This window comes from Natronosporangium hydrolyticum (genome assembly GCF_016925615.1).
Classification (GTDB): Bacteria; Actinomycetota; Actinomycetes; order Mycobacteriales; family Micromonosporaceae; genus Natronosporangium; species Natronosporangium hydrolyticum.
Map to the genome: position 1 here is coordinate 4,461,537 of NZ_CP070499.1, position 26,075 is coordinate 4,487,611.

25 protein-coding genes are annotated in these 26,075 nt (G+C 69.1%); 15 read left to right on the forward strand and 10 right to left on the reverse strand.

Annotated features, from left to right (window positions below; translation table 11 throughout):
* Window positions 1–31: 31 nt before the first annotated feature.
* A complete protein-coding gene (locus JQS43_RS20050; protein ID WP_239675921.1) occupies window positions 32–1,294 on the reverse strand; it encodes a S1C family serine protease in 1,263 nt (420 codons plus the stop codon).
* A gap of 298 nt (window positions 1,295–1,592) precedes the next feature.
* Here JQS43_RS20050 and JQS43_RS20055 point away from each other — a divergent pair, with 298 nt between their 5' ends.
* From JQS43_RS20055 to JQS43_RS20075, 5 genes are all read left to right on the forward strand, one after another.
* Window positions 1,593–2,216, forward strand: coding sequence for a hypothetical protein (locus JQS43_RS20055; RefSeq protein WP_239675922.1), 624 nt, complete (start codon window positions 1,593–1,595; stop codon window positions 2,214–2,216).
* An 11-nt stretch (window positions 2,217–2,227) separates the two neighbouring features.
* Window positions 2,228–3,142 (forward strand): class F sortase, encoded by a 915-nt coding sequence (locus JQS43_RS20060; RefSeq protein WP_239675923.1) that lies wholly within the window; start codon window positions 2,228–2,230, stop codon window positions 3,140–3,142.
* 309 nt (window positions 3,143–3,451) lie between these two features.
* A complete protein-coding gene (locus JQS43_RS20065) occupies window positions 3,452–4,402 on the forward strand; it encodes a hypothetical protein (protein ID WP_239675924.1) in 951 nt (316 codons plus the stop codon).
* Complete coding sequence (locus JQS43_RS20070) at window positions 4,386–5,087, forward strand: class F sortase (RefSeq protein ID WP_239675925.1); 702 nt, start codon at window positions 4,386–4,388, stop codon at window positions 5,085–5,087. Before JQS43_RS20065 ends, JQS43_RS20070 begins: the two co-directional genes overlap by 17 nt.
* Window positions 5,088–5,348: 261 nt before the next feature.
* Entirely contained in the window at window positions 5,349–6,032 is a 684-nt protein-coding gene (locus JQS43_RS20075) for a hypothetical protein (RefSeq protein WP_239675926.1), read from the forward strand.
* A gap of 85 nt (window positions 6,033–6,117) precedes the next feature.
* On the opposite strand, the gene JQS43_RS20080 is transcribed toward JQS43_RS20075, so the two are convergent.
* Window positions 6,118–6,885 carry a TetR/AcrR family transcriptional regulator gene (locus JQS43_RS20080; RefSeq protein WP_239675927.1) on the reverse strand — a complete coding sequence of 256 codons (768 nt, stop codon included), beginning with the start codon at window positions 6,883–6,885 and terminating at the stop codon, window positions 6,118–6,120.
* Between the two features lie 115 nt (window positions 6,886–7,000).
* Here JQS43_RS20080 and JQS43_RS20085 point away from each other — a divergent pair, with 115 nt between their 5' ends.
* The gene (locus JQS43_RS20085) at window positions 7,001–9,250 is read left to right on the forward strand and encodes an ATP-binding cassette domain-containing protein (RefSeq protein WP_239675928.1); all 2,250 of its coding nucleotides are present in this window, start codon (window positions 7,001–7,003) and stop codon (window positions 9,248–9,250) included.
* An 11-nt stretch (window positions 9,251–9,261) separates the two neighbouring features.
* On the opposite strand, the gene JQS43_RS20090 is transcribed toward JQS43_RS20085, so the two are convergent.
* The 5 genes from JQS43_RS20090 to JQS43_RS20110 form a co-directional block, all read right to left on the reverse strand.
* Window positions 9,262–10,047, reverse strand: coding sequence for an alpha/beta fold hydrolase (locus JQS43_RS20090; protein ID WP_239675929.1), 786 nt, complete (start codon window positions 10,045–10,047; stop codon window positions 9,262–9,264).
* Between the two features lie 86 nt (window positions 10,048–10,133).
* Complete coding sequence (locus tag JQS43_RS20095; protein WP_239675930.1) at window positions 10,134–10,565, reverse strand: SPW repeat protein; 432 nt, start codon at window positions 10,563–10,565, stop codon at window positions 10,134–10,136.
* 73 nt (window positions 10,566–10,638) lie between these two features.
* Window positions 10,639–11,481: an ABC transporter ATP-binding protein gene (locus JQS43_RS20100; protein ID WP_420847604.1), complete on the reverse strand. Its 843-nt coding sequence runs from the start codon at window positions 11,479–11,481 to the stop codon at window positions 10,639–10,641.
* On the reverse strand, window positions 11,478–12,506 hold the full coding sequence (locus JQS43_RS20105) for a FecCD family ABC transporter permease (RefSeq protein ID WP_239675931.1): 1,029 nt from the start codon (window positions 12,504–12,506) through the stop codon (window positions 11,478–11,480). Before JQS43_RS20105 ends, JQS43_RS20100 begins: the two co-directional genes overlap by 4 nt.
* Complete coding sequence (locus JQS43_RS20110) at window positions 12,503–13,576, reverse strand: FecCD family ABC transporter permease (protein WP_420847605.1); 1,074 nt, start codon at window positions 13,574–13,576, stop codon at window positions 12,503–12,505. The genes JQS43_RS20105 and JQS43_RS20110 overlap by 4 nt, the downstream gene beginning before the upstream one ends.
* 112 nt (window positions 13,577–13,688) lie before the next feature.
* Between JQS43_RS20110 and JQS43_RS20115 the strand changes: the two genes are divergently transcribed.
* Window positions 13,689–14,735, forward strand: a complete 1,047-nt coding sequence (locus tag JQS43_RS20115; RefSeq protein WP_239675932.1) for an ABC transporter substrate-binding protein — start codon at window positions 13,689–13,691, stop codon at window positions 14,733–14,735.
* Window positions 14,736–14,769: 34 nt separating this feature from the next.
* Window positions 14,770–15,597 carry a siderophore-interacting protein gene (locus JQS43_RS20120; protein ID WP_239675933.1) on the forward strand — a complete coding sequence of 276 codons (828 nt, stop codon included), beginning with the start codon at window positions 14,770–14,772 and terminating at the stop codon, window positions 15,595–15,597.
* Here the strand turns inward: JQS43_RS20120 and JQS43_RS20125 are convergent.
* Window positions 15,568–17,358 (reverse strand): NAD-binding protein, encoded by a 1,791-nt coding sequence (locus tag JQS43_RS20125; RefSeq protein ID WP_239675934.1) that lies wholly within the window; start codon window positions 17,356–17,358, stop codon window positions 15,568–15,570. The genes JQS43_RS20120 and JQS43_RS20125 overlap by 30 nt on opposite strands.
* Window positions 17,359–17,434: 76 nt before the next feature.
* On the opposite strand from JQS43_RS20125, the gene JQS43_RS20130 reads away from it, so the two are divergent.
* Together JQS43_RS20130 and JQS43_RS20135 are read left to right on the forward strand one after the other, a co-directional pair.
* On the forward strand, window positions 17,435–18,040 hold the full coding sequence (locus JQS43_RS20130) for a TetR/AcrR family transcriptional regulator (protein ID WP_239675935.1): 606 nt from the start codon (window positions 17,435–17,437) through the stop codon (window positions 18,038–18,040).
* A gap of 28 nt (window positions 18,041–18,068) precedes the next feature.
* Window positions 18,069–18,743, forward strand: coding sequence for a hypothetical protein (locus JQS43_RS20135; protein ID WP_239675936.1), 675 nt, complete (start codon window positions 18,069–18,071; stop codon window positions 18,741–18,743).
* A gap of 358 nt (window positions 18,744–19,101) precedes the next feature.
* Here JQS43_RS20135 and JQS43_RS20140 read toward each other — a convergent pair whose 3' ends face one another.
* Complete coding sequence (locus JQS43_RS20140; RefSeq protein ID WP_239679510.1) at window positions 19,102–20,160, reverse strand: ATP-binding protein; 1,059 nt, start codon at window positions 20,158–20,160, stop codon at window positions 19,102–19,104.
* A gap of 29 nt (window positions 20,161–20,189) precedes the next feature.
* Here JQS43_RS20140 and JQS43_RS20145 point away from each other — a divergent pair, with 29 nt between their 5' ends.
* Window positions 20,190–20,489, forward strand: a complete 300-nt coding sequence (locus tag JQS43_RS20145; protein ID WP_239675937.1) for a hypothetical protein — start codon at window positions 20,190–20,192, stop codon at window positions 20,487–20,489.
* A 62-nt stretch (window positions 20,490–20,551) separates the two neighbouring features.
* Here the strand turns inward: JQS43_RS20145 and JQS43_RS26115 are convergent, their stop codons facing one another.
* Window positions 20,552–20,761, reverse strand: a complete 210-nt coding sequence (locus JQS43_RS26115; RefSeq protein ID WP_275580935.1) for a helix-turn-helix domain-containing protein — start codon at window positions 20,759–20,761, stop codon at window positions 20,552–20,554.
* Window positions 20,762–21,010: 249 nt separating this feature from the next.
* Here JQS43_RS26115 and haaT point away from each other — a divergent pair, with 249 nt between their 5' ends.
* From haaT to JQS43_RS20170, 4 genes are all read left to right on the forward strand, one after another.
* A complete protein-coding gene (haaT, locus tag JQS43_RS20155; protein WP_239675939.1) occupies window positions 21,011–23,830 on the forward strand; it encodes a cyclophane-containing RiPP biosynthesis TPR protein HaaT in 2,820 nt (939 codons plus the stop codon).
* A gap of 93 nt (window positions 23,831–23,923) precedes the next feature.
* Window positions 23,924–24,115: a hypothetical protein gene (locus JQS43_RS20160; protein WP_239675940.1), complete on the forward strand. Its 192-nt coding sequence runs from the start codon at window positions 23,924–23,926 to the stop codon at window positions 24,113–24,115.
* Window positions 24,105–25,286: an FxsB family cyclophane-forming radical SAM/SPASM peptide maturase gene (locus JQS43_RS20165; protein ID WP_239675941.1), complete on the forward strand. Its 1,182-nt coding sequence runs from the start codon at window positions 24,105–24,107 to the stop codon at window positions 25,284–25,286. The genes JQS43_RS20160 and JQS43_RS20165 overlap by 11 nt, the downstream gene beginning before the upstream one ends.
* Window positions 25,287–25,304: 18 nt before the next feature.
* Window positions 25,305–25,772: a GNAT family N-acetyltransferase gene (locus JQS43_RS20170; protein WP_239675942.1), complete on the forward strand. Its 468-nt coding sequence runs from the start codon at window positions 25,305–25,307 to the stop codon at window positions 25,770–25,772.
* The last annotated feature ends 303 nt before the right edge of the window (window positions 25,773–26,075 follow it).

The window sequence follows — 26,075 nt, forward strand, 5'->3', positions numbered from 1 at the left end:
GATGATGTACCTAGGTCCATGATCGGCGCGGTTAGGGATCGGTGGGGGCGTCGCCGATGGTGACGGTCGTCTCCGCGGCCGCGCCGTCCCGCAGGTAGTTCACCGGCAACTCCGCGCCGACCTCGCTGCGCTGCACCGCCGCGACCAGCTCATCCACTGACCGCACCGACTCGGTGCCGACCTCCGTAATCACGTCGCCGGTTCGCAGCCCCGCCTCCTCGGCCGGGCCGTCCTCGGCCACCGACTGCACCAGCGCGCCCTCCGGCGCGTCCGCCGCCGCCACCCCAAGGTACGGGTGCTCCACCTGCTCGCCGGCGATCAACTGCTCCGCCACGTCGACCGCGGTGTTCGCCGGGATCGCGAAGCCGACCCCGACGCTGCCCATGCCGCCCGCGGTGGCGATCGCAGTGTTGATCCCGACCACGTTGCCGTTCAGATCCACCAGCGCCCCGCCGGAGTTGCCCGGGTTGATCGGAGCATCGGTCTGGATCATCTCCGACAGCGGAGCTGCGCCACCTCCCGGGGCCTCGCCGGGCTGACCGGGCAGGCCAGGGTCCTGCTGCCCCACCTGGACGGTCCGGTTCTTGGCGCTGACGATGCCGGAACTCACCGAGCCTTCCAGCCCGAGCGGGCTGCCGAGGGCCAGCACCGCGTCACCCACCTGCACCGCGTCGCTGTCGCCGAAGCTGGCCGCGGGCAAGCCGGCCGACTCGGCGAGCCGCAGCACCGCCAGGTCGCTCCGCTCGTCCGCCCCCACCACCGTCGCCGACTCGGCTTCGCCGTCGCTCAAGGTCACCTGCAGCGAATCCTCCTCGGCGCCGGCGACCACGTGAGCGTTGGTCAGCACATGCCCCTCGGCGTCCAGGATCACTCCGGATCCTTCACCCAGCCCGGTCTGCACCGAGACCACGCTCGGCTGCACCGCGGTGACCACGTTGGTCAGTGACGCCTCACCGGCCTGCCCGGTCACCGGTCCGGTCCCGGCGACGGCGCCGGAGTCGTCGGCGAGCCGGCTGCCGACCCAGCCTCCGAGCAGGCCCGCGGTCGTCGCCACCAGCAGCAACACGATGGCGGCGGCGATCAGCAGCTGCCCCCTCGGTCGCGGCGGACCAGCCCCGCCAGCTGCCGGTGGCACCTGACCGGCTGGCGGCCCGGGCGGCGGCGGGTCGGGTGGTCCCCCCGGATAGACCTCGTACCACGGGCGGGCCGGCGTGGGCGACGCTGGCCGAGCGGGCGGGTCCGGGACCCCGCCGGTGTTCCCGATCCCGATCGACGGATTGTGGTGAAGACTCATGCCCCAACGGTGACTCGGTCGACTGCGACCAGGCTGGACGTCACCTGGAAGTCGGGTGGGAGTGCCGGGTCCGTCACCGCCCCGGCAAAGCGTCGTTGTCGCAGAAGAACCAGCTCACCACTGGGGCTGATGTGAGAAAACGTCATGTTCATCACTTGCGCGTGGCTTGTCCGTTATATCACCTCTGAAGGTTTTTCGGACGACTTGGTCGATAAAGAGCACATCTCGCCTCATCCTTCCTAGATTCGGACATAGCTCAACTTCCCGAGCTACTGACAGGAAGGAGTGAAGTCGAGCTATGTCCAAGAAGAATTTCCTCACCAAGGTGATGGCCGGCGTCGCGCTCGGCGCGGCCGCGCTGCTCGCCAGCGCCCCGTCCGCCACGATCGCGTCCGACTGGGGCTACGGCGGCTACGACAAGAAGTTCGACCACCACGAGAAGATCAAGGAGACCGGCTTCATCAGCGGCACGGTCGTCCTCGACAGCGACGGGGAAGCAGCACAACTGTTCGTCTACCAGGTCTGCTCGAAGCCGCAGAAGTCGCTGCCGCTGGCGAAGGTCTTCTTCAACGGGGAGAACGGACCCGAGCTACTTCCACTTGAGCTTGTCTTCCCGGGCCTGGATCTGATCTTCCAGGAGCTCTTCCTGCTCGACAAGAAGTTCGAGCACAAGAAGTTCGACCACCGCGGCAAGTTCGACCACCACGGCAAGTTCGACGACCACAAGAAGTTCGACGACCACAAGAAGTTTGATCACCGTGACAAGAAGGGCGACGTCTTCTTCGTCTACGAAGGATCGACGACAATCACCGATCTGGACACCCTCGAACTGATCGAGGGTGGCGGCCCCTTCGCGGTGAAGGGCACCTGTGCAAGTGGCTCGATCCAGCTTGTTGACCTGGGCGACCTAAACAACGGCTGACGGTCAAGCAGATGGATGAGTCCTCAAAAGTGAGGGGCACGAGGAAGGTGGTCCGCCGCGGCGACGCGCGGCGGGCCATCGGCCTAGTCTTCGTCGCGATCCTCACTCTCGCTGCCGTCAGCATTGTCCTCGAACGGGTACCTCACCACCTCTTCGACGGGCACTCGGGGGAGAGGCCCAGCCCCGAGTATGAGCACGGCGACGAAACGTCCAGGTTCTTCGGCATGGACCCCCTGGAGCTCTATGAGATCTACGAGCAGGAACTCGCACGACTGGAGCGGGCTGAGTGGGGACAACTTGATACCGCCCTCGAACCAGCAGAGACGAGTACCAAGGCGGTCCCTACCCGGGTGCGCATCTCCCGCCTCGATGTGGATGTCGAGGTGGGCAAGAGCGGCACCGATGCGGCGGACCTCGCTGCCGCAACCGCTTCCGCCAGCGACGCATCGGTCACTTGGTACGAGCCCGGCCCGAGCCCAGGCGAGGTCGGGAACTCAGTGATCTTCGGGAAATCCGGCGGTGATTCAGACGCGAACGAGGCAGGCCTCGCCGACCTCCGCAAGATTCGGGTCGGCGACGAGGTCGAAGTCGAGCGGGAGGAAGAGGAGTCCGTTCGGTTCGCCGTCGACCAGATCCGGGTCTGTCCGCCTGAGCTTCCGAGCGATCTAGTGAGAAGCGACCCAGAAACACCGCAGCTTCATCTCGTCACCTGCGGCAGCGACGACGCTTCCGGTGGGGTCATCGTCTCGGCGAGCTTAGCTGCCGATGCCGAGGACCCGGCTGACGAGGACGATGACGGAAGTGAGACGGGTTCCTCCAGCGAGGACGCTGAGCCGAGCGAGGAGAACCCCGATGAGGAGGACGAGCAAGCCGACGAGGAGAAGGCAGAGGAGGCGAAGGAGACGGAAGACGAGGATCAGACTTAGACCACGCGGTTGCGCTGCTACAACCGGATTGGCTCGGCTCACCTGGCTACCAAGGCAGGTGAGCCGAGCCATACCCTGGGGCGTTTCTGAACCAGACAAGCGATGACTGACCTGTAACGGGATACTCCTACCACGTGATCTTGCTTACTCCGACATGATCACCTCAATAAACCAGCGACAGGTGAAAAGCTCTCTTATACCACCTCCTTACCCGCATGTCTCCAGAACCCGAGTAATCGTCACAGAGCCTCTCCAACACCTCTAATTTGGTCATAGCTCGACTTCCGGAGCTAATGCCACAGGAAGGAGTTGGAGGAGAGTATGAACAAGAGGTTCCTCAGCCGGCTGGCCGCGGGCGCGGCACTCGGCGGTATGGCACTGCTGGCCGCCCCCGGGATCGCCACAGCCGACGATCTTCGCGACCACAAGCACCACGAGGACAAGGGTTGGATCTACACAGATCCGAAGGTGGTGAAGCCGGGCGACTTCGCGTACATCGTGATGATCTGCAAGAAGCCGCAGAGCGACCCCACAGCCTTCTCTGAAGTTACTGGCGAGGTCGACCTGGTCCCCGCCACGGATGACAAGAAGTGGCACCACGACGACAAGAAGTTCCACCACGACGACAAGAAGTGGGACCACGAGAAGCGCTTCGAGCACCACGACAAGAAGTTCCACCACCACGACAAGAAGTGGGACGACAAGAAGCACTTCGAGCACCACGACAAGAAGTTCCACCACCACGACAAGAAGTGGGACGACAAGAAGCACTTCGAGCACCACGACAAGAAGTTCCACCACCACGACAAGAAGTGGGACGACAAGAAGCACTTCGAGCACCACGACAAGAAGTTCCACCACGACGACAAGAAGTGGGACGACAAGAAGCACTTCGAGCACCACGACAAGAAGTTCCACCACGACGACAAGAAGTGGGACGACAAGAAGCACTTCGAGCACCACGACAAGAAGTTCGACCACGAGAAGCGCTTCGAGCACGACAAGAAGGCGGACCACCCGTTCGCGTACTTCGCTGAGGTGTTCATCCCGAAGGACACCAAGCCCGGCACCTACGACCTGATCGGCGACTGCGCCGAGGGCGAGCTGGTTGTCGCGCCGAAGAAGGGCGTCGATGCAGGCTTCGGTGGCACCACCACCAGCACCGGCGTGCTCGCCGGTGGGGCCGGCGCGCTCGCTGCGGCCACCCTCGGTGGCCTGGCGCTGATGCGGAAGCGGACCGCCGATGGGTCGCTCGCCTGACGCGGCGACGGTGAGGACCAGCGGGCGCCACGGTTCGCCGTGGCGCGCCGCTGGTTTCCTCGTCGTCGCCCTCCTGATAGTCACCGGCGTGAGCCTGGTGCTCGACGCCACGGGACGGAATCCGCTGCAACCACCGCAGCCGCCGGCTAGCGGGTTCGGACTTGGGGAGGACCGGCCCACCGACGGATTGCCGGACCTCACGGTGCCGCCGGAGCTACTCGCCGAGGTCAGCGGCCTGCCCCGGTCGGAGCCGGCCGCGATCAAGATCCCGGAGATCGATGTCGCCGCGCTGGTGATGAACGTCGGCATCGACGAGGAGGGGAAGGTCGACACCCCGCCGCTGGAGGAGGCCGACCAGGTGGGTTGGTACCAGTACGGACCGTCGCCGGGTGAGGTGGGCAGCGCGGTCATGGTGGGCCACGTCGACTCGCACATCACCGGCGAGGCGGTCTTCTTCGAGCTGGGGGCGCTGCGGCCGGGAGACCAGGTCGAGGTGCTGCGCCGCGATGGCCATATCGCCACCTTCACCGTGGATCGGGTGGAGTCATTCCCCAAGGATGCGTTCCCCAGCGAGGAGGTCTATGCCCCGAGCAACCAGCCGCAGCTGCGGCTCATCACCTGTGGCGGCGCCTTCGACGAGGAACTCGACGACTACCCGGACAATGTCATCGTCTTCGCGTCGTAAACCACCCCGCTCAACTAGACCGGCTCTGCCGTGCAAGCTGCGACGGGGCCGGTCGATTCTTGTTCCGGGTCTGTCCACGAGCCGTGCGATCAGCTGGAGATCGACTGCTGCCCTCAGGTCACACGAGTATCAACCGTCACTACCATGCACTCGCGTCACATTCCCCGGTTTACCGAAGAACGTCACAGGGCCCGCGAATGCTCTTATATTCGGGCGAAAGGGACTAATCGCCCATCGACCCGAAGGGATGAAACCCGAATTATGCTCAAGAACAGGAAACTCAGCCGCATCATGGCGGGTGTGGCGCTCGGGGCCGCCGCGCTCCTCATGACCTCGCCCTCAGCCAATGCCTACGACCCCGATCTGTACAAGTTCGCCGACCACAAGAAGGATGACTGCTTCGTCACCGGTTCACTCACCGTGCCACTCCCAACCATCAGTGAGGAAGGGGTTGAGTTGGACCTGGACGATTTTGACACCTTTGATGTTACGGCGACCGCTTACGTCAACCTCTCGTGCTCGACCCCACGCGGGACCGAGGCTGCCGCAATCGTCTCGCTACCGAACGGTGATGAATACGACATCGCAGTACCGCTGGAGTTGGTCTACCCGGACGCTGGCCTAATCTTCCACGAGATTTTCCAACTGCACCATGACAAGAAGTTCGACCACAAGGGGAAGTTCGACCACAAGAAGAAGTTCGACCACAAGAAGAAGTTCGACCACAAGAAGAAGTTCGACGACAAGAAGAAGCGCGGACCGCACTTCGTCTACGAAGGCACCGGCGCCCAGCTCCTCGACCTTCTTGATGACGACGACCTCGCCGTGTTCACCAGCCTGACTACCAACGGCGTGACCACCGTGCCCGTGAAGGCGAACGGCGTCACCGGCACCTTGCTGGTGCAACTGGCGCCGGTTGTAGCCGACATTGACGGTAATGACTGAGGTTCGTCCGTTGGGTTGGTGATACAAGGAAATGGGGCCGGCCGCCGGATGGCGGCCGGCCCTCCGCTGTCAGGTTGGGGGCAGCTCATCGTCTTCGCGTCGTGATGAAGGCCTCGACGCCGTCGAGGAGGCGGGGCAGGCCGAACTCGAACTGGTCGAGCGCGAGCCGGACCGTATACGGGGTCGAGTCGTCGCCCGGCCAGTCGTCCGGGTCGTATGCCTGGGTCTGGCTGAGCCGGTGGATGGTCGGATACCGGCTCGGCCAGGCGTCGGGGGCGACCAGGTCGTCGAGCTGGGGCGAGCGGGCCAACCACCAGGCGTCGTCGCTGAGCCCGGTGGCCCGCTCGGCCCGGCTCGCCTCGGCCAACGCGGCCGCCGCGCCCCGGACGAAGGTGTCGACCAGCCCGACCAGTCGGGTCATGTCGACCCCGCTCAGCCCCAGGTCGTCGAAGATCCGCAGCTGTGCTTCGTACCGGGCCAGTTCGTGCGGGCCGAGCAGGGCCCGGGCCGAGGAGATGTCCAGCGCCCACGGGTGCCGCTGGTAGAGACTCCAGGTGTCGCGGGCGCATTGTTCGGCCGCCGGTCGCCAGGCGTCGCCGGCCCGCTCGTAGTGGGTGGGCAGCTCCCCCAGCACGGTGTCGAGCATCAGCTCCAGGAGTTCACCCTTGCCGGGGACGTAGGTGTAGAGGGACATGGCGGTCCGGCCGAGCCGGCGGGCCACGTTGCGCATGGAGACCGCCGGCAGGCCTTCGGCGTCGGCGAGCTCGATGGCGTTGGTCACGATGTCGGCGATGGTGAGGCTGGGCTTGGGGCCCCGGCCGGGGGTTGTCTGCTGACCCCATAGCAGGGCCATGGACCGTCGCTGGTCGCCGCGTCCGGTGTACTCCGGCAATTGCCTAGCAACTCCTTACGCCGTACGTTACTCTTGCCCGGTTTCTCTCTACGGCGTAAAGACTAACGGAGGTCGGATGGCCCGGCACGAACAGATCGAGGTACGCGGCGCCCGCGAGCACAACCTGCGCGACGTCGACGTCGACATCCCCAAGCGCAAGCTGACGGTCTTCACCGGGGTCTCCGGGTCCGGGAAGTCGTCGCTGGTCTTCGACACCATCGCCGCCGAATCCCGACGGCTGATCAACGAGACCTACACGGCCTTCATCCAGTCGCTCATGCCCAGCCCGCCCCGGCCGGAGGTGGACACGCTGCGCAACCTCAGCGCGGCGATCATCGTCGACCAGGAGCGCATGGGCGCCAACTCCCGCTCCACCGTCGGCACCGCCACCGACGCGTACTCGATGCTGCGGATCGTCTTCAGCCGGATCGGGGAACCATACGTCGGGCCGTCGAACTACTTCTCGTTCAACGATCCGAACGGGATGTGCCTCGCCTGCGAGGGGATGGGGCGGGTCGCCACGGTCGACGTCGACGCCCTGGTGGACCGGGAGAAGTCCCTCAACGAGGGGGCCATCGACTTCCCCAACTTCCAGGTCGGCTCCTGGTATCTGCAGGTCTTCACCAACTCCGGGTACTTCGACCCGGACCGGCCGCTGCGGGAGTACACCGACGCCGAGTGGCAGCAGTTCCTCTACGGCACCGGACCGAAGGTCAGCGCGGGCGGTGTCAACTCGGCCTACGAAGGGCTGGTCGACAAGCTCCGCCGGCTCTACCTGGCGAAGGACCCCGACTCCCTGCAGCCGCACCTGCGCGCCGCGGTGACGCGAATCGCCACCTTCGCCGACTGTCCGGAGTGCGCGGGGAGCCGGCTCAACGCGGCCGCCCGGCAGGCCACGATCCGGGGCCGGACCATCACCGAGTGCGCCGCCATGCAGGTCGACGACCTCGCCCGCTTCCTGGCCGAGCTCGACGACCCCTCGGTGGCACCGATCGTGGCTGGGCTCCGGGCGACGCTGGCGAGCCTGGACGAGATCGGGCTGGGCTATCTGAGCCTGGACCGGGAGTCCGCCACCCTCTCCGGCGGCGAGGCGCAGCGGGTGAAGATGGTGCGTCACCTCGGTTCCAGCCTCACCGATCTGACCTACGTCTTCGACGAACCCACCGCCGGTCTGCACCCGCACGACATCGCGCGGATGAACCAGCTGCTGCTGCGGCTACGAGACAAGGGCAACACGGTGCTGGTGGTGGAGCACAAGCCGGCGGTGATGGCGGTCGCCGACCACCTGATCGACCTCGGCCCCGGCGCCGGTGCGGCCGGCGGCACCGTGGTCTACCAAGGTGATCTGGCAGGCCTGCGCCGCTCCGGCACGCTGACCGGCGAGCACATCACGCAGCGGCAGTCGCTGCGCACCGAACCCCGACCCGCCACCGGCAAGCTCCGGATCGAGCACGCCCGCCAGCACAACCTGCGGGATGTCTCGGTCGACCTGCCGCTGGGGGTGCTGACGGTGGTCACCGGGGTCGCCGGCTCGGGTAAGAGTTCACTGATCCACGGCTGCCTGCCCCGCAGCGAGCAAGTGACCTTTGTCGACCAGTCGCCGATCCGGGGTTCCCGCCGCTCCAACCCGGCCACCTACACCGGGCTGCTGGACCCGATCCGCAAGACGTTCGCCAAGGCGACCGGCACCAAGCCGGCGCTCTTCAGCGCGAACTCGGCGGGCGCCTGCCCGGATTGCAAAGGGCTCGGCCTGCTCTACACCGACCTCGCGTTCATGCCGGGGGTGGTGAGCGTCTGCGAATCGTGCGCGGGGAAGCGGTTCCTGCCCGAGGTGCTGCAGCATCGGCTGCGCGGCAAGGACATCAGCGAAGTGCTGGCGATGTCGGTGGCGGCGGCCCGGGACTTCTTCACCGAGCGGCCGGTGCGCACCATCCTGGACCGGCTCGACGATGTCGGGCTCGGCTACGTGTCGCTGGGGCAGCCGTTGAGCACCCTCTCCGGTGGGGAGCGGCAACGGATCCGGCTGGCGAGCCAGCTGGCCGGCCCGGCGGAGATCTATGTGCTGGACGAGCCCTCGACCGGCCTACATATGGCCGATGTGGACAAGCTGATCGGCTTGTTGGACCGGCTGGTCGAGCGGGGCAGCACGGTCATCGTGATCGAGCACAACCTGGACATCGTTGCCCGCGCCGACTGGGTGATCGACCTGGGCCCCGGCGCCGGCCACGACGGTGGCCGGATCGTCTTCGAAGGGCCGCCGGGGGCGCTGGCCCAGGCCGGCCACTCGTTGACCGGGCAGCACCTGCACAGCTACCTCGCCGGCTGACCGGTCGGTGGCTAGCGGGTGATCGCCCGGCCATGAGCCAGGCTGGTGACCTCCCGGGCGAGCACCTCCGGGCGGATGAAGTTCGCGCTGTGCCCGGCGCGCGGGGCGGTCACCAGCCGGCCCTGCGGCAGCCGGGCCGCCAGCTCGGCCGCCCAGCCGGCCGGCACCAGCGGGTCCCACTCTCCCCGTACCACGGTGACCGGGACCGACAGCTGCCCGATCCGCTCCTCCAGCGGATAGTGCAGGCACCGCAGGAAGGTGCGGAACCAACGCCAGAGCCCCGACTCGAACCGTTCCCGGAGCCGGATGGTGGTGAGGCTCATGCCGGCGTTGCGGTCCGCCCAGAAGTTGCGCAGCATCCGGCGCAGCTGCTGCCGGACGGTCCGGGCGTCCGCATCGAAGACCGGACCGCTGAGCACCGCCGGGCCGAGCAGCTCCGGCTCGATCACCCCCAGTTCGACGATCACCTGACCGCCGGTGGAGTCGCCGACCAGGATGGCGCCGCCCCGGTCGGTGGCGCGGAGCCAGTCGGCCAACGCCTCGGCCATGCCGCGGACATCCAGACCGGTACGCGGACCCGGGGTACGCCCGAAGCCTGGCAGGTCCAGGCCGATGGTTTGGAAGTCCGGGGCCAACGCCCGCGCCAGCGGCCCGAAAGAGCGGAATGAGCAGCCCAGCCCGGGTATCCCCACGACTACTGGGGCATCGTCGGGGCCGGAACGGGCGGCTGACATCCGAGCCGCATGCATCCGGGTCCCGGCGGCGGGTGTGACCTCGTGGTGTTCCCAGACCTCCATGGCTACTCCATCCTCGCCGTCAAGCCAGGAGCGGCTCCGGGCAATGCCCGGAGCCGACCTGGTGAACGGTCAACGGTTGGTGGGCGTCAACGCCGCAGTTGGTGCACCAACCCCACGGTGAACCCGACCAGGCCCAGCACGACCAGGACGGCACCGATGATGACGTTGTTGACGATGACGTTGGTGGTGTCGACGTTGCCGCTGACCACCCACGGGGTAATGATCGTCCATACCCCGACGAGTGGGACGACAAACGCCAAACCGTGCGTACGCCCGAAGGCGGACGCCAGCCCCATCGCGATCACCGCCACCGCGATCCCGGTGAGCAGGTTGTTCACCGTGATCGTGGCTTGCCCGCTGAAGCCCACCACCCAGGGCGAGATGGCCAGATATACCCCGGCCAGGACGATCAGCCCGTGGGTAATCTGGGTCATCGGCGACTCGGCAGCACGCTCGTAACGCATCCGCATCGCGACGATGTCGGGGTGCTGCTCCATGGCCCGTGTCGGCGAGTCCATCGCTCACCTCCTCGAATCGGGTAACCGCAACCTTGCCCGCCCGTCCCCCCGGTCCGCGGCCCCGCCGTCAACATTACCCATCGTGAGCAGACAAACACAGGTTATCGGAGACCTCGCGTCGACGACAGGGGATGACCAGCGGGGCGCCGGTCTCCGGGTCGTCGATCACCCGACACGCCAGGCCGAAGATCTCCGCCACCCGATCCGGGGTGATCACCTCGGCGGGGCGGCCGGCGGCGGCGACCCGACCGTCCCGCATCGCGATCAAATGGTCGGCGTACCGGGCGGCCTGGTTGAGATCGTGGAGCACCGCGACCAGCGTGCGGCCCTGCCGCCGCTGCAGCCGGGTGCACAGCTCCAGCACCTCGACCTGGTGCGCGATGTCCAGATAGGTGGTTGGTTCGTCCAGCAGCAGCAACTCGGTCTGCTGCGCCAACGCCATCGCGATCCAGACCCGCTGCCGCTGCCCGCCGGAGAGCTCGTCGACCGGCACCGTGGCCAGGTCCGCCACCCCGGTAGCGGCCATCGACTCGGCGACCACCCGCTCGTCGGTCTCCGGATCCCGGCGCAGCAGCCGCTGATGCGGATACCGGCCCTGCGCCACCAGCTCGACCACGGTGATGCCGGCGGGCGCGGTCGGCGACTGCGGCAGCAGCCCCAGCCGGCGGGCCACGGTCCGGGTCGGCAACGCATGGATGTCCCGGCCCGCCAGCAACACCGTGCCGGCGCGTGGCCGCAGGGTCCGCGCCAACGCCCGCAGCAGCGTCGACTTGCCGCACGCGTTCGGTCCGATCACGACCGTGAACGAACCCGGCGGGATCTCGGCGTCGAGCCCCTCCGCAACCACCCGACGTTCATAGGCCAGGGTCAGCCCCTGCCCGCTCAGGGTCACCTGCCCGCTCAGGGTCACCGTCACAATCGGCCCTCCCGCCGTCCGAGAATCAACAACCAGACCAGGTAGCCGCCGCCCAACAACGCGGTCAGCACCCCCACCGGCAGCGGCCGGCCCGGCACCAGCCGCTGCGCCACCAGATCCGCGGTGACCAGCAGCGCCGCGCCGGCGCAGAGCGCGGGCAGCAGGTTCGGACCGGGCGAGCGGGTCAGCTGGCGGGCCACGTGCGGCGCAGTCAACGCCACGAACGCGACCGGCCCCGCCGCCGCGGCGGCCGCGCCGCAGAGCAGCACCGCCGCCGCCACCGCGGTCAGCCGCACCGGACCGACCGACACCCCGAGCCCCACCGCGGCCTCGTCGCCCAACTCCAGGGCGCGCAGGCCCCGGCCGCAGCCGAGCAGGATCACCGGCACCGCCACCACCACCACCAACAGCAGCGGCATCGCCTCGCTCCACCCTCGACCGTCCAGGCTGCCGGTGAGCCACCGGACCGCCCGGGCGGCGTCGACCAGCTGGGCCCGGGTCAGCAGGTAGCCGTTCACCCCGGTGAGGGTCGCGGCGAGCCCGACGCCGATCAGCACCAGCCGGGCGCCAGTGACCCCGTGCCGCCACGCCAGTGCGTAGATGAGCAGGGCTGCGAGCACGGAGCCGGCCATCGCCGCGCCGGCCACCGCTACCGCCCCGCCGCCCGCCACCACGATCGCCAGCAGCGCCCCGGCCGCCGCCCCCTGGGTGAAGCCGAGGACATCCGGGCTGCCCAGGGCGTTGCGGGTGACCGACTGGAACACCGCCCCGGCCAGCCCGAGGGCGGCGCCCACCAGCAATCCGGTCACCACCCGCGGCAGCCGCAGTTGGAAGACGACGAACTGCTCGGCGGCGCTGCCCCGGCCGACCAGCGTCTGCAGCACCGTCGGCAGATCGAGCGGGTAGTCGCCGGTGGCGATCGTCAACCCGCTCGCCACCGCGGCCACCGCCAGGCACCCCACCCCCACCAGCACCGGCCGGCGCCGGGACCCGCCCGCCCGCTGGCGGACCGGTGCGCTCGTCACAGCCATAGCCGCCGCCCGCCCCGGACCACGAAGACCAGGAAGGCGCCGCCGAGCACCGCGGTGACGATGCCGACCTGCAGCTCGCCGGGGCGGCCGAGCACCCGGCCCAGTACGTCCGCGCCGAGCAGTAACGCCGGCGCCACCAGCGCACAGGTGGGCAGCAGCCACCGCAGGTCCGGTCCGGTGAACCGGCGCACCAGGTGCGGCACGATCAGCCCCACGAAGGCGATCGGGCCGCAGCCGGCGGTCGCCGCACCGCAGAGCAGCGTCACCGCGACCACCGTCACCGCCCGGGTCAGGCCCGGCCGCCCACCCAGCGCCCGCGCCGTCTCGTCGCCCATCGCCAGCAGGTTCAGCGGCTGCGCCAGCAGCGCTACCAGCACCACGCCGACCAGGATGAACGGTGCCAGCCGCAGGGCCGTGCCCGGCGGTGGGGCCGCCAACGACCCGACTGTCCAGAAGCGCATCCGCTCCAGCGAGGCGGTGTCGAGCAGTTGGACTGCGTTCACGTAGGCGATCAGGGCGACGTTCACGGCCATCCCCGCCAGCACCAGCCGGGCCGGGTTCGCGACCCGACCGCCGCCGATCGTCCACACCGCCGCCGCCACCGCCGCGGCCCCCGCGAAGGCGAACCAGACGTAGCCGAGCAGCGATGTAATGCCGAAGAAGGTGATCGCGGAGACCACCGCCGCCGCCGCACCGGCGTTGATGCCGAGCAGCCCCGGGTCGGCGAGCGGGTTGCGGGTCAACGACTGCATCATCGCGCCGGCCAGGCCGAGGGCCACTCCGGCGAGGACGCCCAGCGCGGTACGCGGCACCCGCATCTGCCGCACCACCCGGTACGCCTCGGCGTCCGGATCGGTCAGTCCGGGCCAGATCTCGGCCAGCGGCAGCGGCCGGGCGCCCAGGACCAGGCTCAGCACTACCACGGCGAGCAGCAGCAGCCCGCCACCGGCGAGCACCGCCACCCGTACCGGGGTACGGGTGGGTGGCCGGTCGCCGCGGCGAGTCTGCCCGGGCGTCGGCGCCGGACCGGTGGGGTGACCGGACGTCGACGTGGTGGCCGCCACTCAGGCACCCCCTCCGCCCCACTTGACAACATGCGTTTAGGTGAGGCTAACCTAATGCGCCACGAGGTTCGTGCGCCACCCACCGCCCCGCGGTGATTCTGAGGAGGTACCCATGGCCGGCCGTCGCCCCCACTCCCGCTCCGCCGGGGGCCAGCTCACCCGCCGCGGTCTACTCTCCGCCGGTGGGGCACTGGCGATCGGCGCGCTGACCGCCGGCTGCGGTGACTCCGGCAACGACGAGCCAGCCGGCGGCGGCGATCCGGACGGCTGGTCGTTCACCGACGACCGCGGCGAAACCGCCACCGCCGCCGAGACCCCGCAGCGGGTGGTCGCCTACGTCGGCTCCGCCGCCGCCCTGCACGACTTCGGCGTCACCGACCAGGTGGTCGGCGTCTTCGGCCCCACCGGCGACGACCAAAATGGGCGCGACCCACTCGCCGGCGAGCTGGAGCTCGACCGGCTGACCGTACTCGGCCAGAACTGGGGCGAGTTCAATCTGGAGGCCTACCTCGCGCTCGACCCGCAGCTGCTGGTCACCGACGTCTGGCAGGGCGACGATCTCTGGTATGTGCCGGACGAGAGCGCGGACGAGATCCTCAGCCAGGCACCCTCGGCCGGCATCCGGGTGGCGCACGTCTCGCTGCTCGACCCGATCACCCGCTACGCCCAGCTGGCCGAGTCGCTCGGCGCCGACCTCAGCGACCCGCTGGTCACCGACGCCCAGGCGCGCTTCGACGAGGCGGCCGAGGCGGTACGGGAGGCCGCGGCCGACAATCCTGGGCTTCGGGTGCTCGCCGCCTCCGCCAGCCCCGACCTGTTCTACGTCTCCGACCCCTCGGTCTACCCCGACCTGAGCTTCTTCGCCGAACTCGGCGTCGAACTGGTGGTCCCCGACCAGGTCGACGCCGGCGGCTTCTTTGAGCCGCTGAGCTGGGAGAACTCCGACAAGTACCCGGCCGACCTGGTGTTGCTGGACAGCCGCACGGTCGCCTTGCAGCCAGAGCAGCTCACCGACCTGCCCGGCTGGGGCGACCTGCCAGCGGTCACCGCCGCCCAGGTCACCCCCTGGCTCAGCGAGCCCCGGTTCAGCTACGCCGGCTGCGCCCCGCTGCTGACGGCGCTCGCCGACGCCATCCGCACCGCCCGGCCGGTCGCCTGAGCCGGCATCGACCAAGACCCGCCCGGAGGATCCTATGAGCACCGTCGGAACCGCCGCCCCGTACCGCTTCTTCGACCTGACCGTGGCCGGGACCGAACCCGTGGGCCAGTCGACGATCCGGGTCACGCTGACCGGAGCCGGCGTCGAAGACCTGGTCAGCGGAGGCCGCGACCAGCGGCTGAAGCTCTTCGTGCCGCAGCCCGGCCAGGACCGGCCGGTGGTGCCGACCGAGGCCGGGACCGACTGGTTCAGCCACTGGCGGGCCATGGACCCGGGCGTGCGCGGGGTGATGCGCACCTACACGGTCGCCGCCCACCGGCCGGCGCGGCAGGAGCTCGACATCGACTTCGTCCGGCACACCCCGGCCGGGCCAGCCGCCCACTGGGCGGTGCACGCGCAGCCCGGCGACGCGGTGACGGTGCTCGGGCCGGTGGTCGACGAGAACGGCGGCTTCGACTTCCGCCCGCCGCCGGAGACCGACTGGGTGCTGATCGTCGCCGACGAGACCGCGCTGCCCGCCACCGCCGGGATCCTCCGCTGGCTGCCGGCGGGCACCCGGGCCGTGGTCTGGGTGGCGGTGCCGCACCCAGCCGACCGCCGGGAGCTGCCGACCGCAGCCGACGCAGAGATCCACTGGGTGGTGGATGGCCCAACCGGGGTGCTGGCCCAGCTTCAGTCCGCCGAACTGCCGACCGGCACCCCGTACGCGTGGCTCGCCGGTGAGACCGGGTTGGTCCGGGCCTTGCGGCGGCAACTGATCAGCGACCGCGGGTTCCCGAAGTCCCGGATCACCTTCAGCGGCTACTGGCGGCGGGGCGCGAGTGAGGAGCAGCTACTGACCGAGGCGCTCGCCGGCTCCTGAGCCCTCGTCGGCGGTGCTGCCCTCGGTCGGCGGGCCGCTGCCGCTGCTGCTCTCGGCCGGCGGTCCGCCCGCCCGGGCGAGCACCCGGCTGAGCCCGGTGCGGTTGGTGACCACGATCAGCCGGTCGCCGGGGGCGATCACCGTCTGGTCGGCCGGCGTCCACCGTGGCCGCAGCTCGTGCCGGTGCGAGAGCGCGATCACCCGCACCTCCCCGGCCCGCGCCAACTCCGCCACCCGGGTGCCGGCGAGCGCCGCCCCCGCCGCCACCGGCACCTCGGCGATCAGCAACACCCGCCGCCGGACCGGGATAGTGGCGATCACCTCGCGTTCGAAGAGCGCGGCGGCGAAGGCCGGGGCGGCGAGCGAGGAGACGCTGGCCGAGCGGGGCATCGCGAACGCCCGCTCGACCCGCTGCGCGAAGTCACCGTCGAAGAGCCGCAACACCACCCGCAGGCCCGGCCGCATGGTCTGCGCGAGCAGCGCCGCCTCCAGGTTGACCACATCGGAGCTGGACAGCGCCAACACCGCCCGGCAGTGCGGCACCGCCGCCAGCCGCAGCGTCTCCTCTTCGGTGGCGTCGCCGATCACCACCGGCAGATCCAGCTCGCGGGCGGCCCGCAGCCCCCGCGCCGACTCGCTAGCGTCGATCGCCACCACCTCGTGGCCGAGGTCGTGCAGCATCCGCAGCACCCGGGTGCCGACGTTGCCGAGCCCGATCACCACCAGATGGTCGGTCAGTGGGCTCTGCAACCGGCCGACCGCCGCCGCCAGCCGGGCGTTCACCACCGCGTTGACCACCGTGGCGGTGATGATCGGCACCATGGCGATGCCGGCGAGCGCGACGGCGGCCTGGGTCAATTGCCGGAGCAGCCCCTGCTCCAGGTCGGGATCGCCAGCGTCGGCGGCGATGATCACCGTGGTGTAGAGCGCCTGCCACGGGGTAACCCCGTCGAGCAGGCCGATCGTCACCACGCCGCCGACGAAGATCACGATCAGCGCCAACGTGGCGAGCTCCAGCTTGCTATCCACCAACGACAACAGCGCCCGGGGCAGCGCGAGCAGCCGCCGGCGCCGCCGGATGTTCCGCCGGTGCCGCCGCGGCGACGGGACCGGTGGGCCGTCGTCCTCATCCAGCGTCCGCGCCGCCCGCGCCGGACCGTGCCGCCGGTTCGCCACCGCCAGCACCAGGTCGGCCTGGGAGTCGTCGGCGGGCAACAGCTCCGGGGGATGGTCCGGGCCGGTGGCGGCGATGCCGCAGACGACGTCCTCGCGGCGGACGTCGGCCCGCCGGGTCACGTAGAGGGTCCGGCCGGGCAGCCGGACGAAGTTCGGGGCGACCTCCCCCAGCGCCTCGGCGACCAGCTCCGGCGCGGCCATCGACGCGTCGGAGAGCACCGCACAATCGCGGAACAGCCGGCGGACGCTGTGACCGAGGCTCATGTTGAACATCCGGACCACCAGCCGCAGCCCCGGGTACAGCTCCTGCGCCCGCAGCGCGGCGTGGATGTTGCCGGCGTCGTCCTGCTGCACCAGCGCCAACCCGCTGGCCCGGCCCAGCTTGGCGGCCCGGAAGGCGTCGGCGTCGAGCCGTTCGGCCTCGACGATCCGCACCCGGGGCAGCGCGGCCAGCTGTGGCCCGTGGTTGCGGCGCCGGGAACGCAGGATGACCGTCACCTGTGCCCCGTAGCGACTGGTGAGCTCGTCGACCAGGCTGTGGGCGAGCGGATCATCACCACACACCACAAACCTCGTTCCCGTCACAGTGACGACGTTAGCTGGCACGAGCAAACCCGAGGCGACCTTGCGCTCCGTTGCTAAGCGTATTAGCCTTCAGGCTATGGCTATTAGCCGAGCTGGTCGGGGCGGCCGAGATGGGAGCGGTGGCCGAGCCGGCGACCGACTCACCCCAGACGTGATCGTCGACGCCGCCGCCGCGCTGGTAGACGACAGCGGCACCGCCGAGGTGACCCTCGCCGCGGTCGCCGGCCGACTGGGCGTCGCCACCCCGTCGCTCTACAAGCACCTCGACGGCCTCGCCGACCTGCGCGCCCGACTCAGCGTCCGGACCATGACCGAGATGACCGCGGTCTTCACCGACGCGGTCCTCGGCCGCAGCGGCGACGACGCGGTCCGGACCCTGCTGCACGCGTTCCGCGACTATGTGGTCCGCCACCCCGGGCGGTACGCGGCGATGTCACCGCAGCCGCTACGCGACCCCGCCCAGGCCGAGGCCGGACACCGACTGATCCAGGTGTTCCTGGCGGTCCTGCGCGACTACCAGCTCGCCGACAGCGACGCCATCCACTACACCCGCTGCGCCCGGGCGCTCGTCCACGGCTTCACCTCGATCGAGACCCAGGGTGGTTTCGGCCTCGCCGAGGACCTCGACGAAACCTTCGAGCGGCTGGTCGCGATGTACCTCGCCAGCCTGCCCCGACCCTGACCGACCTAGCCGCACCGAAAGAGAGACCATGCCCACCACAGTCGACACCCGTACCCGGCTCGGCGCGCTCGCGCTGATCGTCGCCGGCGCGTTACTCCTGCTCTACCCCGCTACCCGCCCCTGGGACGACGAGTCGCAGGCGGAGACCGCCCAGGCCGCCTTCAGCTCCGGCGCCTGGGTCGCCAGCCACAACTTCGGCATCCTCGGCTTCATCCTGGCCGCACTGGGCCTGCTCGCCGTCGCCCACACACTCCGGCACACCGCCTCGGCCACCACCGCGCTCACCGCGGCGGTGCTCTTCTGGCTCGGCGCCGGGCTCGTCCTGCCCTACTACGGCGCGGAGACTTTCGGGCTCCATGAGGTCGCCGAGGCCGCCAGGGCCGGGGCAACCTTCGACCTGCTGGAACTTACCGACGCGATCCGCGACAACCCGGTGGCGATGACCACCTTCGCGCTCGGCCTGCTCGGGCTGGCGATCGGCGGCGTCATGGCGGGGGTGGCGATCGTCCGCACCACGGCCCTGCCCCGGATCCCGGCGATCCTGGTCGCGATCGGGTTCGCCACCTACCTGCCGCAGTTCTTCACGCCGGCGGCGGTCCGGATCGGGCACGGGGCGCTGCTCGCGATCGGGCTGGTCTGGCTCGGCGCGGCGCTGTGGCGCACCCCCGCCCCGACCACCGAAGCAGGGCTTACCCGCTCCTAAGATTGACCACCGCTCGACCATTGGCCTCGGCAGTTCACGCCGCACCGGTTGATGATCTTGGATTGTAGTTGGGTTCTTTGAGACCCGGGCGAATCGCCTACGAGACCTGCTAGCACAAACGGGGCAGTGTCTGGCCGGCGGCGGCCTGGATTCCGAAGGCGAACCCTAGTCCAAGCTGCCCGGCCGACACCGGGCAACCGGACGGGTGGACCCTGCTGACCTGGTCGCCGAGCGCAGCTCTCCTGTGGATCGAGGCGGCGGCGGGCGGGGGCGTCAAATCGGGCGGGCAGAACTCGCCAGCACTGGGTAGCGATCGATGGGACGAGACCGACGAAAAGGCCATCGCCGTCGAGCGACGTTAGGCGAAGATGTCGGCCGCGGTCACCGGCAGGACGCCTTCGGAGCGGGTCACCCTGGTGCGGGCGCAGATGACGTACATGAGGTCGTCTGCCCGCCTCGGCAACGCCAGTGAGCGTTCGACCAGGGTGGGAAGCAGCGCCCGGGCGGAGACCTGCGCGGCCCACTTCGCCTCCCCGACCGCCACCGCCGTCGGGGGTGTGCCGGCGAGGACCACGGCGTCGATCTCGACGTCACCGCGGGCCCAGTACGAGCCGACCCGCAGAACCTCATCGCCGAAGTGGCCGGGGATGGCGAGCCGGCGCAGGTGGCACCGGAACGCCTCTTCGAACCGCGGTCCGATGTGGTCGTCGAGCCGGGAGTTGAGGGTCCGCGCTACCATGTCGCCCATACCACGGTCGATCTCGCCGAGGAACCTCGACAACGGCCCTAGCCAGAAGGCGAGGAAGTTGTCGGCGATCCGGTAGCCGGTCCGGCCGCTGCGGGCGCCGGCCTGTTCGGTGACCGGCACCACCCGGTCGACCAGCCGCAGTTTCTCCAGGTCGTCGAGGACCCGGGCGACCTGCCGGCCGGAGCCGATCGCCTGGGCAATCTCGGAGTAGCGGTTCTGGCCGGCCGCGATAGCCCCGAGGACCTGCCGGGCCAACCCACCAGCCACCCCGTCGGTGGCGAGAATCAACTCACCTTCGGTGCGCAGCGGGGCGCCGGGTTCCCCACACAGCCGCCGGAGGTTCTCCACGGTCGGGGCGGCCTGGTCCCACCAGGACAGGTAGAGGGGGGTCCCGTCGCAGACCGACCAGGCGCGGGCCCGATCCTCCGGGGACAGGTCGGGCAGCATCAGCGCGGCCTCGTGCGGTCGGAACGGATGCACGAGCAGCCGCAGGTCGAAACGGCCGTGTAGGGGCGAGCGGTACTCGACCATCGCTTCCATGGACCGGACCGCCGAGCCGCACAACAGCACCTTCAAGTTGGTTTGGTTGCGCTCTTCTTCCCACACGGCCCGGAGCCGGGTGTCGATCGCCGGGTCGCCGGCTGCCAGTTCTGGGTACTCGTCGAGCACCAGCAGCAACGGCTCCCGCCGCGGCGAGCGTGGAGATCACGTCTTCCCAGCTGGCGAAGGGCGCCTGGGCCAGCCGGCGGCCCAACTCGATGTCGGCCGGAATCTTGGTCGCCAGGGTGGCCAACTCCTCGGCGAGCCCCACCCCCCGAGCGGTGTGGAAGACCGCCCGGCGGTCGGCGGCGAACCTGCCGATCAATGCGGTCTTGCCGACCCGACGCCGCCCCCACACCTGCCCCATCGAGGCGCCCGGCCGCCGCCACCAGCTCTCCAGCGCGGCCAACTCGTTGACTCGGTTGACGAACACAGCACACCTCCGACTCGACAAGTGACATGCTAAGTCACTGACATCGCATGTCACTGACATCGCATGTCACTTGGCCACCGAGTGCTGTCAGGGTTGCGCCGCCGCCCTGGGGGAGAAGGTCACCGCCAGCTCAACGCCGAGCGCCCGGGCCAGCCGTTCCAGCACCGGCAAAGTCGGCACCGTGCCCCCGGTCTCGAACCGGGCCACCGCGGACTGGGTCATCCCCGCCTGCCGGGCCAGCTCAGCCTGACCCCGAAGAGCGCCTGTATCCGCTCGGCGGGGGTTCCCTTCCCGCACGCCTCATCCAGCAGCGGGTCGAGCGCGGTGTCGAGCAACTGGTCGACCTGGGTGGTGGGGGTCCACAGGGTCTCCAGCCTACGAACGCCACAGGGCCCAATGAATCGACGCGACGACCGGAAGGTAACGGCTGCCTAACCGATGGTGCTCATCGGCGGTTACCGGAATACTGCCACGTGCACTCCCCGCAGGACGCTCCGCATAGGCGAAGGCTGGCGACGCTGGCGACGCTCATCTACCGTCTGACGCGTGAACCCCAAGCTACGACGGGTGACAATGATCATCCTGGTTGCCGCTGGTATGGCGGCGGTGACCCTTATGGTGGGTCTGGTCACCAACGCAGCTTCCGAGCAGCAGCTATGGCCGGGTCCGCTGGCCTACGTGCAGCAATATCCTTGGCAGTCGCTGGCCGGGTTGGCGGTGGTGACCGTCGCCCTCACCTCCCTGTTCGCAGTGCTGTCCGCACCCAGCCCCCGCTCCACCACCGACGCGGCGGCTTCGCCGTCGCAGCTGGACATCACGGTCTCGGCCATCGCGCCCGTGCTCCGTACCCTGCCCCGCGACCTCCACCTGTTCGCCAATCGAGAGGCCGAGATCGACGAGCTGGTACGCAGCGTCGAACGGGTCGCCCGCGACGCGACGTTCCCTATCCACACTGTTGGTGGCATGCCCGGGGCCGGGAAGACCGCATTCGCGGTTCACGTGGGGCATCTCCTGGCTCCCCGTTTCCCCGACGGCCAGCTGTTCCTGGACCTCAATGGCCATACGCCCGGTCGAGCCCCGGTACCACCCAGCGAAGCGCTCGCGTCCCTGCTCCTCGCCGACGGAGTCCCACCACAGATGATCCCGGCCGGAGACGAGCCGTGGGCAGTGAACGAAGCACGTGCCGCCTTGTGGCGCAGCCGGATCGCTGACCGGCGAATATTGGTGATTCTCGACAATGCCGCGAGCTTCCAGCAGGTGGAGCACCTGCTGCCCGCTGCGAGCGGATCACTGGTGCTCGTCACCAGCCGTCGGCGACTGGTCGCCCCTGAGTCCATCACGCTGCAGGTTGGCGAGTTTGAACAGGAGGATGCTGCGGCCTTATTCGTCCGCTTGTCTGCGCGAAGCGACCTCTCCCCGGAGGCGGTGACGCACCTCGTTGACCTCTGCGGTCGCCTACCGCTGGCGATCTCGTTGTTGGCGGCACGGTTGCGGCATCATCCCACCTGGCGCGCGGGCGATCTCGAACGGCGGGTTCGGGCCGCACGCTCCCGCCTGTCGGAGATGCACGCAGGGGAGCGTGGGGTGGCGGCGACCTTCGATATGTCGTACCAGGGTCTCCCCGCCGACCGGCAGATTTTCTTCTTACGGTTGAGCGCCTGTCCTGGGCAGGATTTCGACGAATTCGCTGCGGCCGCTCTAGGGGACGTCGCCTCGGAGGTGGCGCGTCACCACTTAGAGACGCTCTATGAGTACCATCTGCTCGGCGAGAGTGACCATGGCCGGTACCGGTTCCACGACCTGGTTCGTGACTATGCTCGCCATGTGGGACGCACCGGCCTGCCCGACGACGACCGGGCCGTCGAACGCCTGGCGACCCACTATGTGCAGGCTCTTGAACGGGTCAATCGGTTCGTCGGCCGGAGCGGACGACCCGAATCGAGTCGCGCTGCGGCCCGTGGCACAGCGAGCGCACCGGCCGAGCTTCCCCCTGGCCTGGACTCCCACGCTGCGGCGCTCGCTTGGCTGGATGCTGAGCACGCGAACGTACTGGCCTGCTTTGAAGCCTGCCGTACCCGCGAGGACCACCGGTTGGTGGTCAGTCTGGCAACCGCGATGTCGCCGTATCTCCGTCATGCCGGCCCGTGGGACCGGGCGGCGCACCTCCACCGCACAGCGGCCGCTGCCGCGCGTCAGCTCGGGAATCAGGCTGCGGAGGCGGAGGCCCTCGCCAACCTCGGCATGATCCATCGCCTGATGGCCGACTACCCGGCTGCGGTCGAGGCGCTGTCACAGGCCCGTGAGGCTCACCGTGCCGCTGGTGATCTCGCCGGCCAAGGACAGGCTCTCAACCAATTGGGCATCCTGTGGTACCTGACGGCGGACTACCCGCACGCGGAGGAGGCGCAGCAAGCAGCGCTGGAGTTGTGCCGGGAGGCCGGCGATCTGCTGGGCCAGGCCAACGCTCTGGCCGACCTCGGCATGGTGCTCCGGATGACCGGGCAGCTCCAACCATCAACCGAAGCGCAAACTGAGGCCCTCGCGCTGTATCGCCGGTTGGGAGATCGCTTCGGGGAGGCCAACGCACTCCGCGCGCTGGGGGTGGTCTGCCGCCTCACCGGCGCGTACGCCCACGCCGAACGCCATACCGCTGAGGCGCTCGCCATCTACCGCGAGATCGACGACCGGGTTCACCAGGCGTACGCGCTGAACGAACTAGGGGCGGTCTGTGGACTGAAGGGGGATCTGGCCGCCGCCACCAGTGCTCACGAGGCCGCGCTCGGGCGGTTCCGGGACCTCGGCGACCGGTTCGGGCAGGCCGAGGCGCTCCGACATCTGGGAGGACTTCGGCGCCTGAAGGATGACCTGGAGGGTGCGGCACAGGCCCAGACGCAGGCTCTGGAGATCTACGTGGACCTCCACAGCAGAGGCGGTGAGGCAGCGGCGACCTGCGAACTCGGGGCGATCCAGCTGCTCCGCGGCGACCTTTCGGCTGCCGAGGAGGCGCTGTCCCGAGCGTTAACGACCTTCCGGCAGCTGGGTGACCGCTGCGGTCAGGTGGAGGCGCTCAACCACTATGGCGATCTTGCCCTGGCCGGCGGAGACCCGTCAACGGGCGCTCGACACTTCGGCCAAGCGATGGACCTGGCACGGGCTACCGCCCTACCGTTGGAGGAGGCCGACGCGCTGCGTGGTCTCGCTCGATGTGATGCCGCCACTGGATCGCGGGAGGCGGCTACGGAGAACCTCCACGCCGCCGGGCTGACCTATCGCCGCATCGGCGCGGAACACCGGCTGTCGGAGGTTGGGCGAATCCCCCTACTCGGCGACACCGGCACGGACGAATCGGGGCAGCCCCCACCCTGAAGGTTGCCATCGACCAGAATGACGCTGTAACCTCTCACGCACAGCGACCTGCCGATATCGATCGGTAGTAGCACTCGTGGAGAGGGGGCTACGGTGACCGCACCCAGCGATGCCACCACCGTCCAATTCGGGTCGGTCGGGGACGGCTGCGCGATGCCGTGGGCCGCCGGCGGTCCGGTGCTCAGCCACGTCGCGGAGCGAGTGCGGGTACGACTCGCCGCCGAGGCTGCTGCAGCGGGCGAGAGCTTCGCGGCTCATCCCGCCTCGATCTCCGATGCCGATTGACAGCGAGACGACGGCCCGACCGGAGGCGTTCCACACCTTCATTCTCAAGGTCGTCAACCGGTGCAACATCGACTGTGACTACTGCTATGTCTTCCACGCCGCCGACACCAACTGGCGGCGCCTGCCGCCACGGATGAGCGCACGGGTCGCGGAGGCGGCCGCCGCCCGAATCGCAGACCATTCGGCACGGCACGCCTCAACGAAGGTGCATGTGGTCCTGCACGGCGGCGAGCCGCTACTCGCGGGGCGCGAACACCTCCGGACGGTGCTTCAGACGCTGTCCGCCGGCCTGTCCGGTGTCGATGCGCGGGTCGAGTTGCAGACCAACGGCGTGCTGCTCGACGAGGCGTGGCTCGACCTCCTGGAGGAGTATCGAGTACGGGTTGGAGTCAGCCTGGACGGCCCACCGGCCGTCAACGACCTACACCGGCTCGACCACCACGGTCGACCCACGTGGCAGCAGGCGATCCGTGGGGTAGAACTGCTCGGTACCCGACCCGACCTCTACGCCGGAATCCTGGCCGTGGTCGACCTTGATGCTGACCCGGGCGAGGTTCACGAATACCTCGCCGGCTTCGACCCGCCGGTGATCGACTTCAACCTGCCCCATGCGACCCACGATCGCCCACCGGAGCGCCGCCGCCCGGCGGAGGCTGAGTACGGCCAGTGGCTCAGCGCAGCCTTCGACGCGTGGGTGTCGGCCGACCGGTACACACACAGCATCCGCATGTTCGAGGACATCATCGCCCTCAGCTATGGCGTACGCGGTTCGGTGGATTCCTTGGGACTCACGTGGCCTGGCATGGTGGTCATCGAATCCGATGGGTCGATCGAGGATGTCGACACTCTCAAGTCGGTGGCCGAGGGTGCCGGCCGGCTGGACATGAGCGTCTTCGCGCACACTTTCGACGACGTGCTCCGGCACCCGGCGGTGGCCCGGCGGCTGGCTCCGATGGCGATGCTGTCACCCCAGTGTCGCTCGTGTCCGCTGCTCGAGGTGTGCGGAGGCGGGTACCTGCCGCACCGCCACAGCTCCGTCAACGGCTTTCAGAACCCGTCGGTCTACTGCCAGGATCTTGAGTATCTGATCTGGCACATCTGGCAGCGCCTCGCTGCTGACGTCCCGCGGCCGACGGGGCATCGAGCCCGGCTTAATCCTCACACCGAATGAGCAGAGGAGCGAAGGATCGTGGAGAAGCTTGTGATCCGCTCGGCGGAGCCGGAGGACGTCACGGAGGTGGCCGAGCTGCTCGCGGAGATCGAGCGATACTACGGGGCCACCGAGGTCCAGGCTCTCGCCGAACGGGTCGTTCAGACGGAGCAGGCGCTCTTCGGGTCGACGCCGTTGGCCAGCGTGCTGCTCGCCGAGGTCGACTCGCAGCTTGTCGGCCTCGCCGCCTACTCCTTCTTGTGGCCGGCCGCAGGCTCCACCCACTCGCTGTATCTCAAGGAGCTATACGTCCGCCAGTCCTCGCGCCGCAGCGGTGTGGGTGCCCGGCTCATGGCCGAGATCCGGGCCATCGCTGCGGCCCGCCCCGGATGCAGCCGTGTGGAGTGGACCGCCGACCGGGACAACCCCACCTCGGTCTCCTTTTACCGCGCCCTCGGCTACGAGGAGTTCCACGGCAAGGTCATGTACCGCATTTCCGGCGAGTAAGGGCTGGGATTGACCCGATTCGACGGACAGGGTGATGTCCGCCAAACCGGGTCAGGCCCATCGAGAAACCATCGCCACCACACCAGCCCGCGCGCCGCCGCCCTCTATACCGCCGCTCTCGCCCGCGTCTACACACCCTCGGCGAACCCGATCACGCCCACCTCCTCGCTCGCCGAGCCGCCCGACACGCCACCACTTCCGGCTCCGCCCACGCCACGACCGTGCTCAGACACTTCCAAGGGCTGTCGGCGACGCGTACAGGACCTACCCACGGCCCTATACTGCAGGCACACTTGTTGTGAT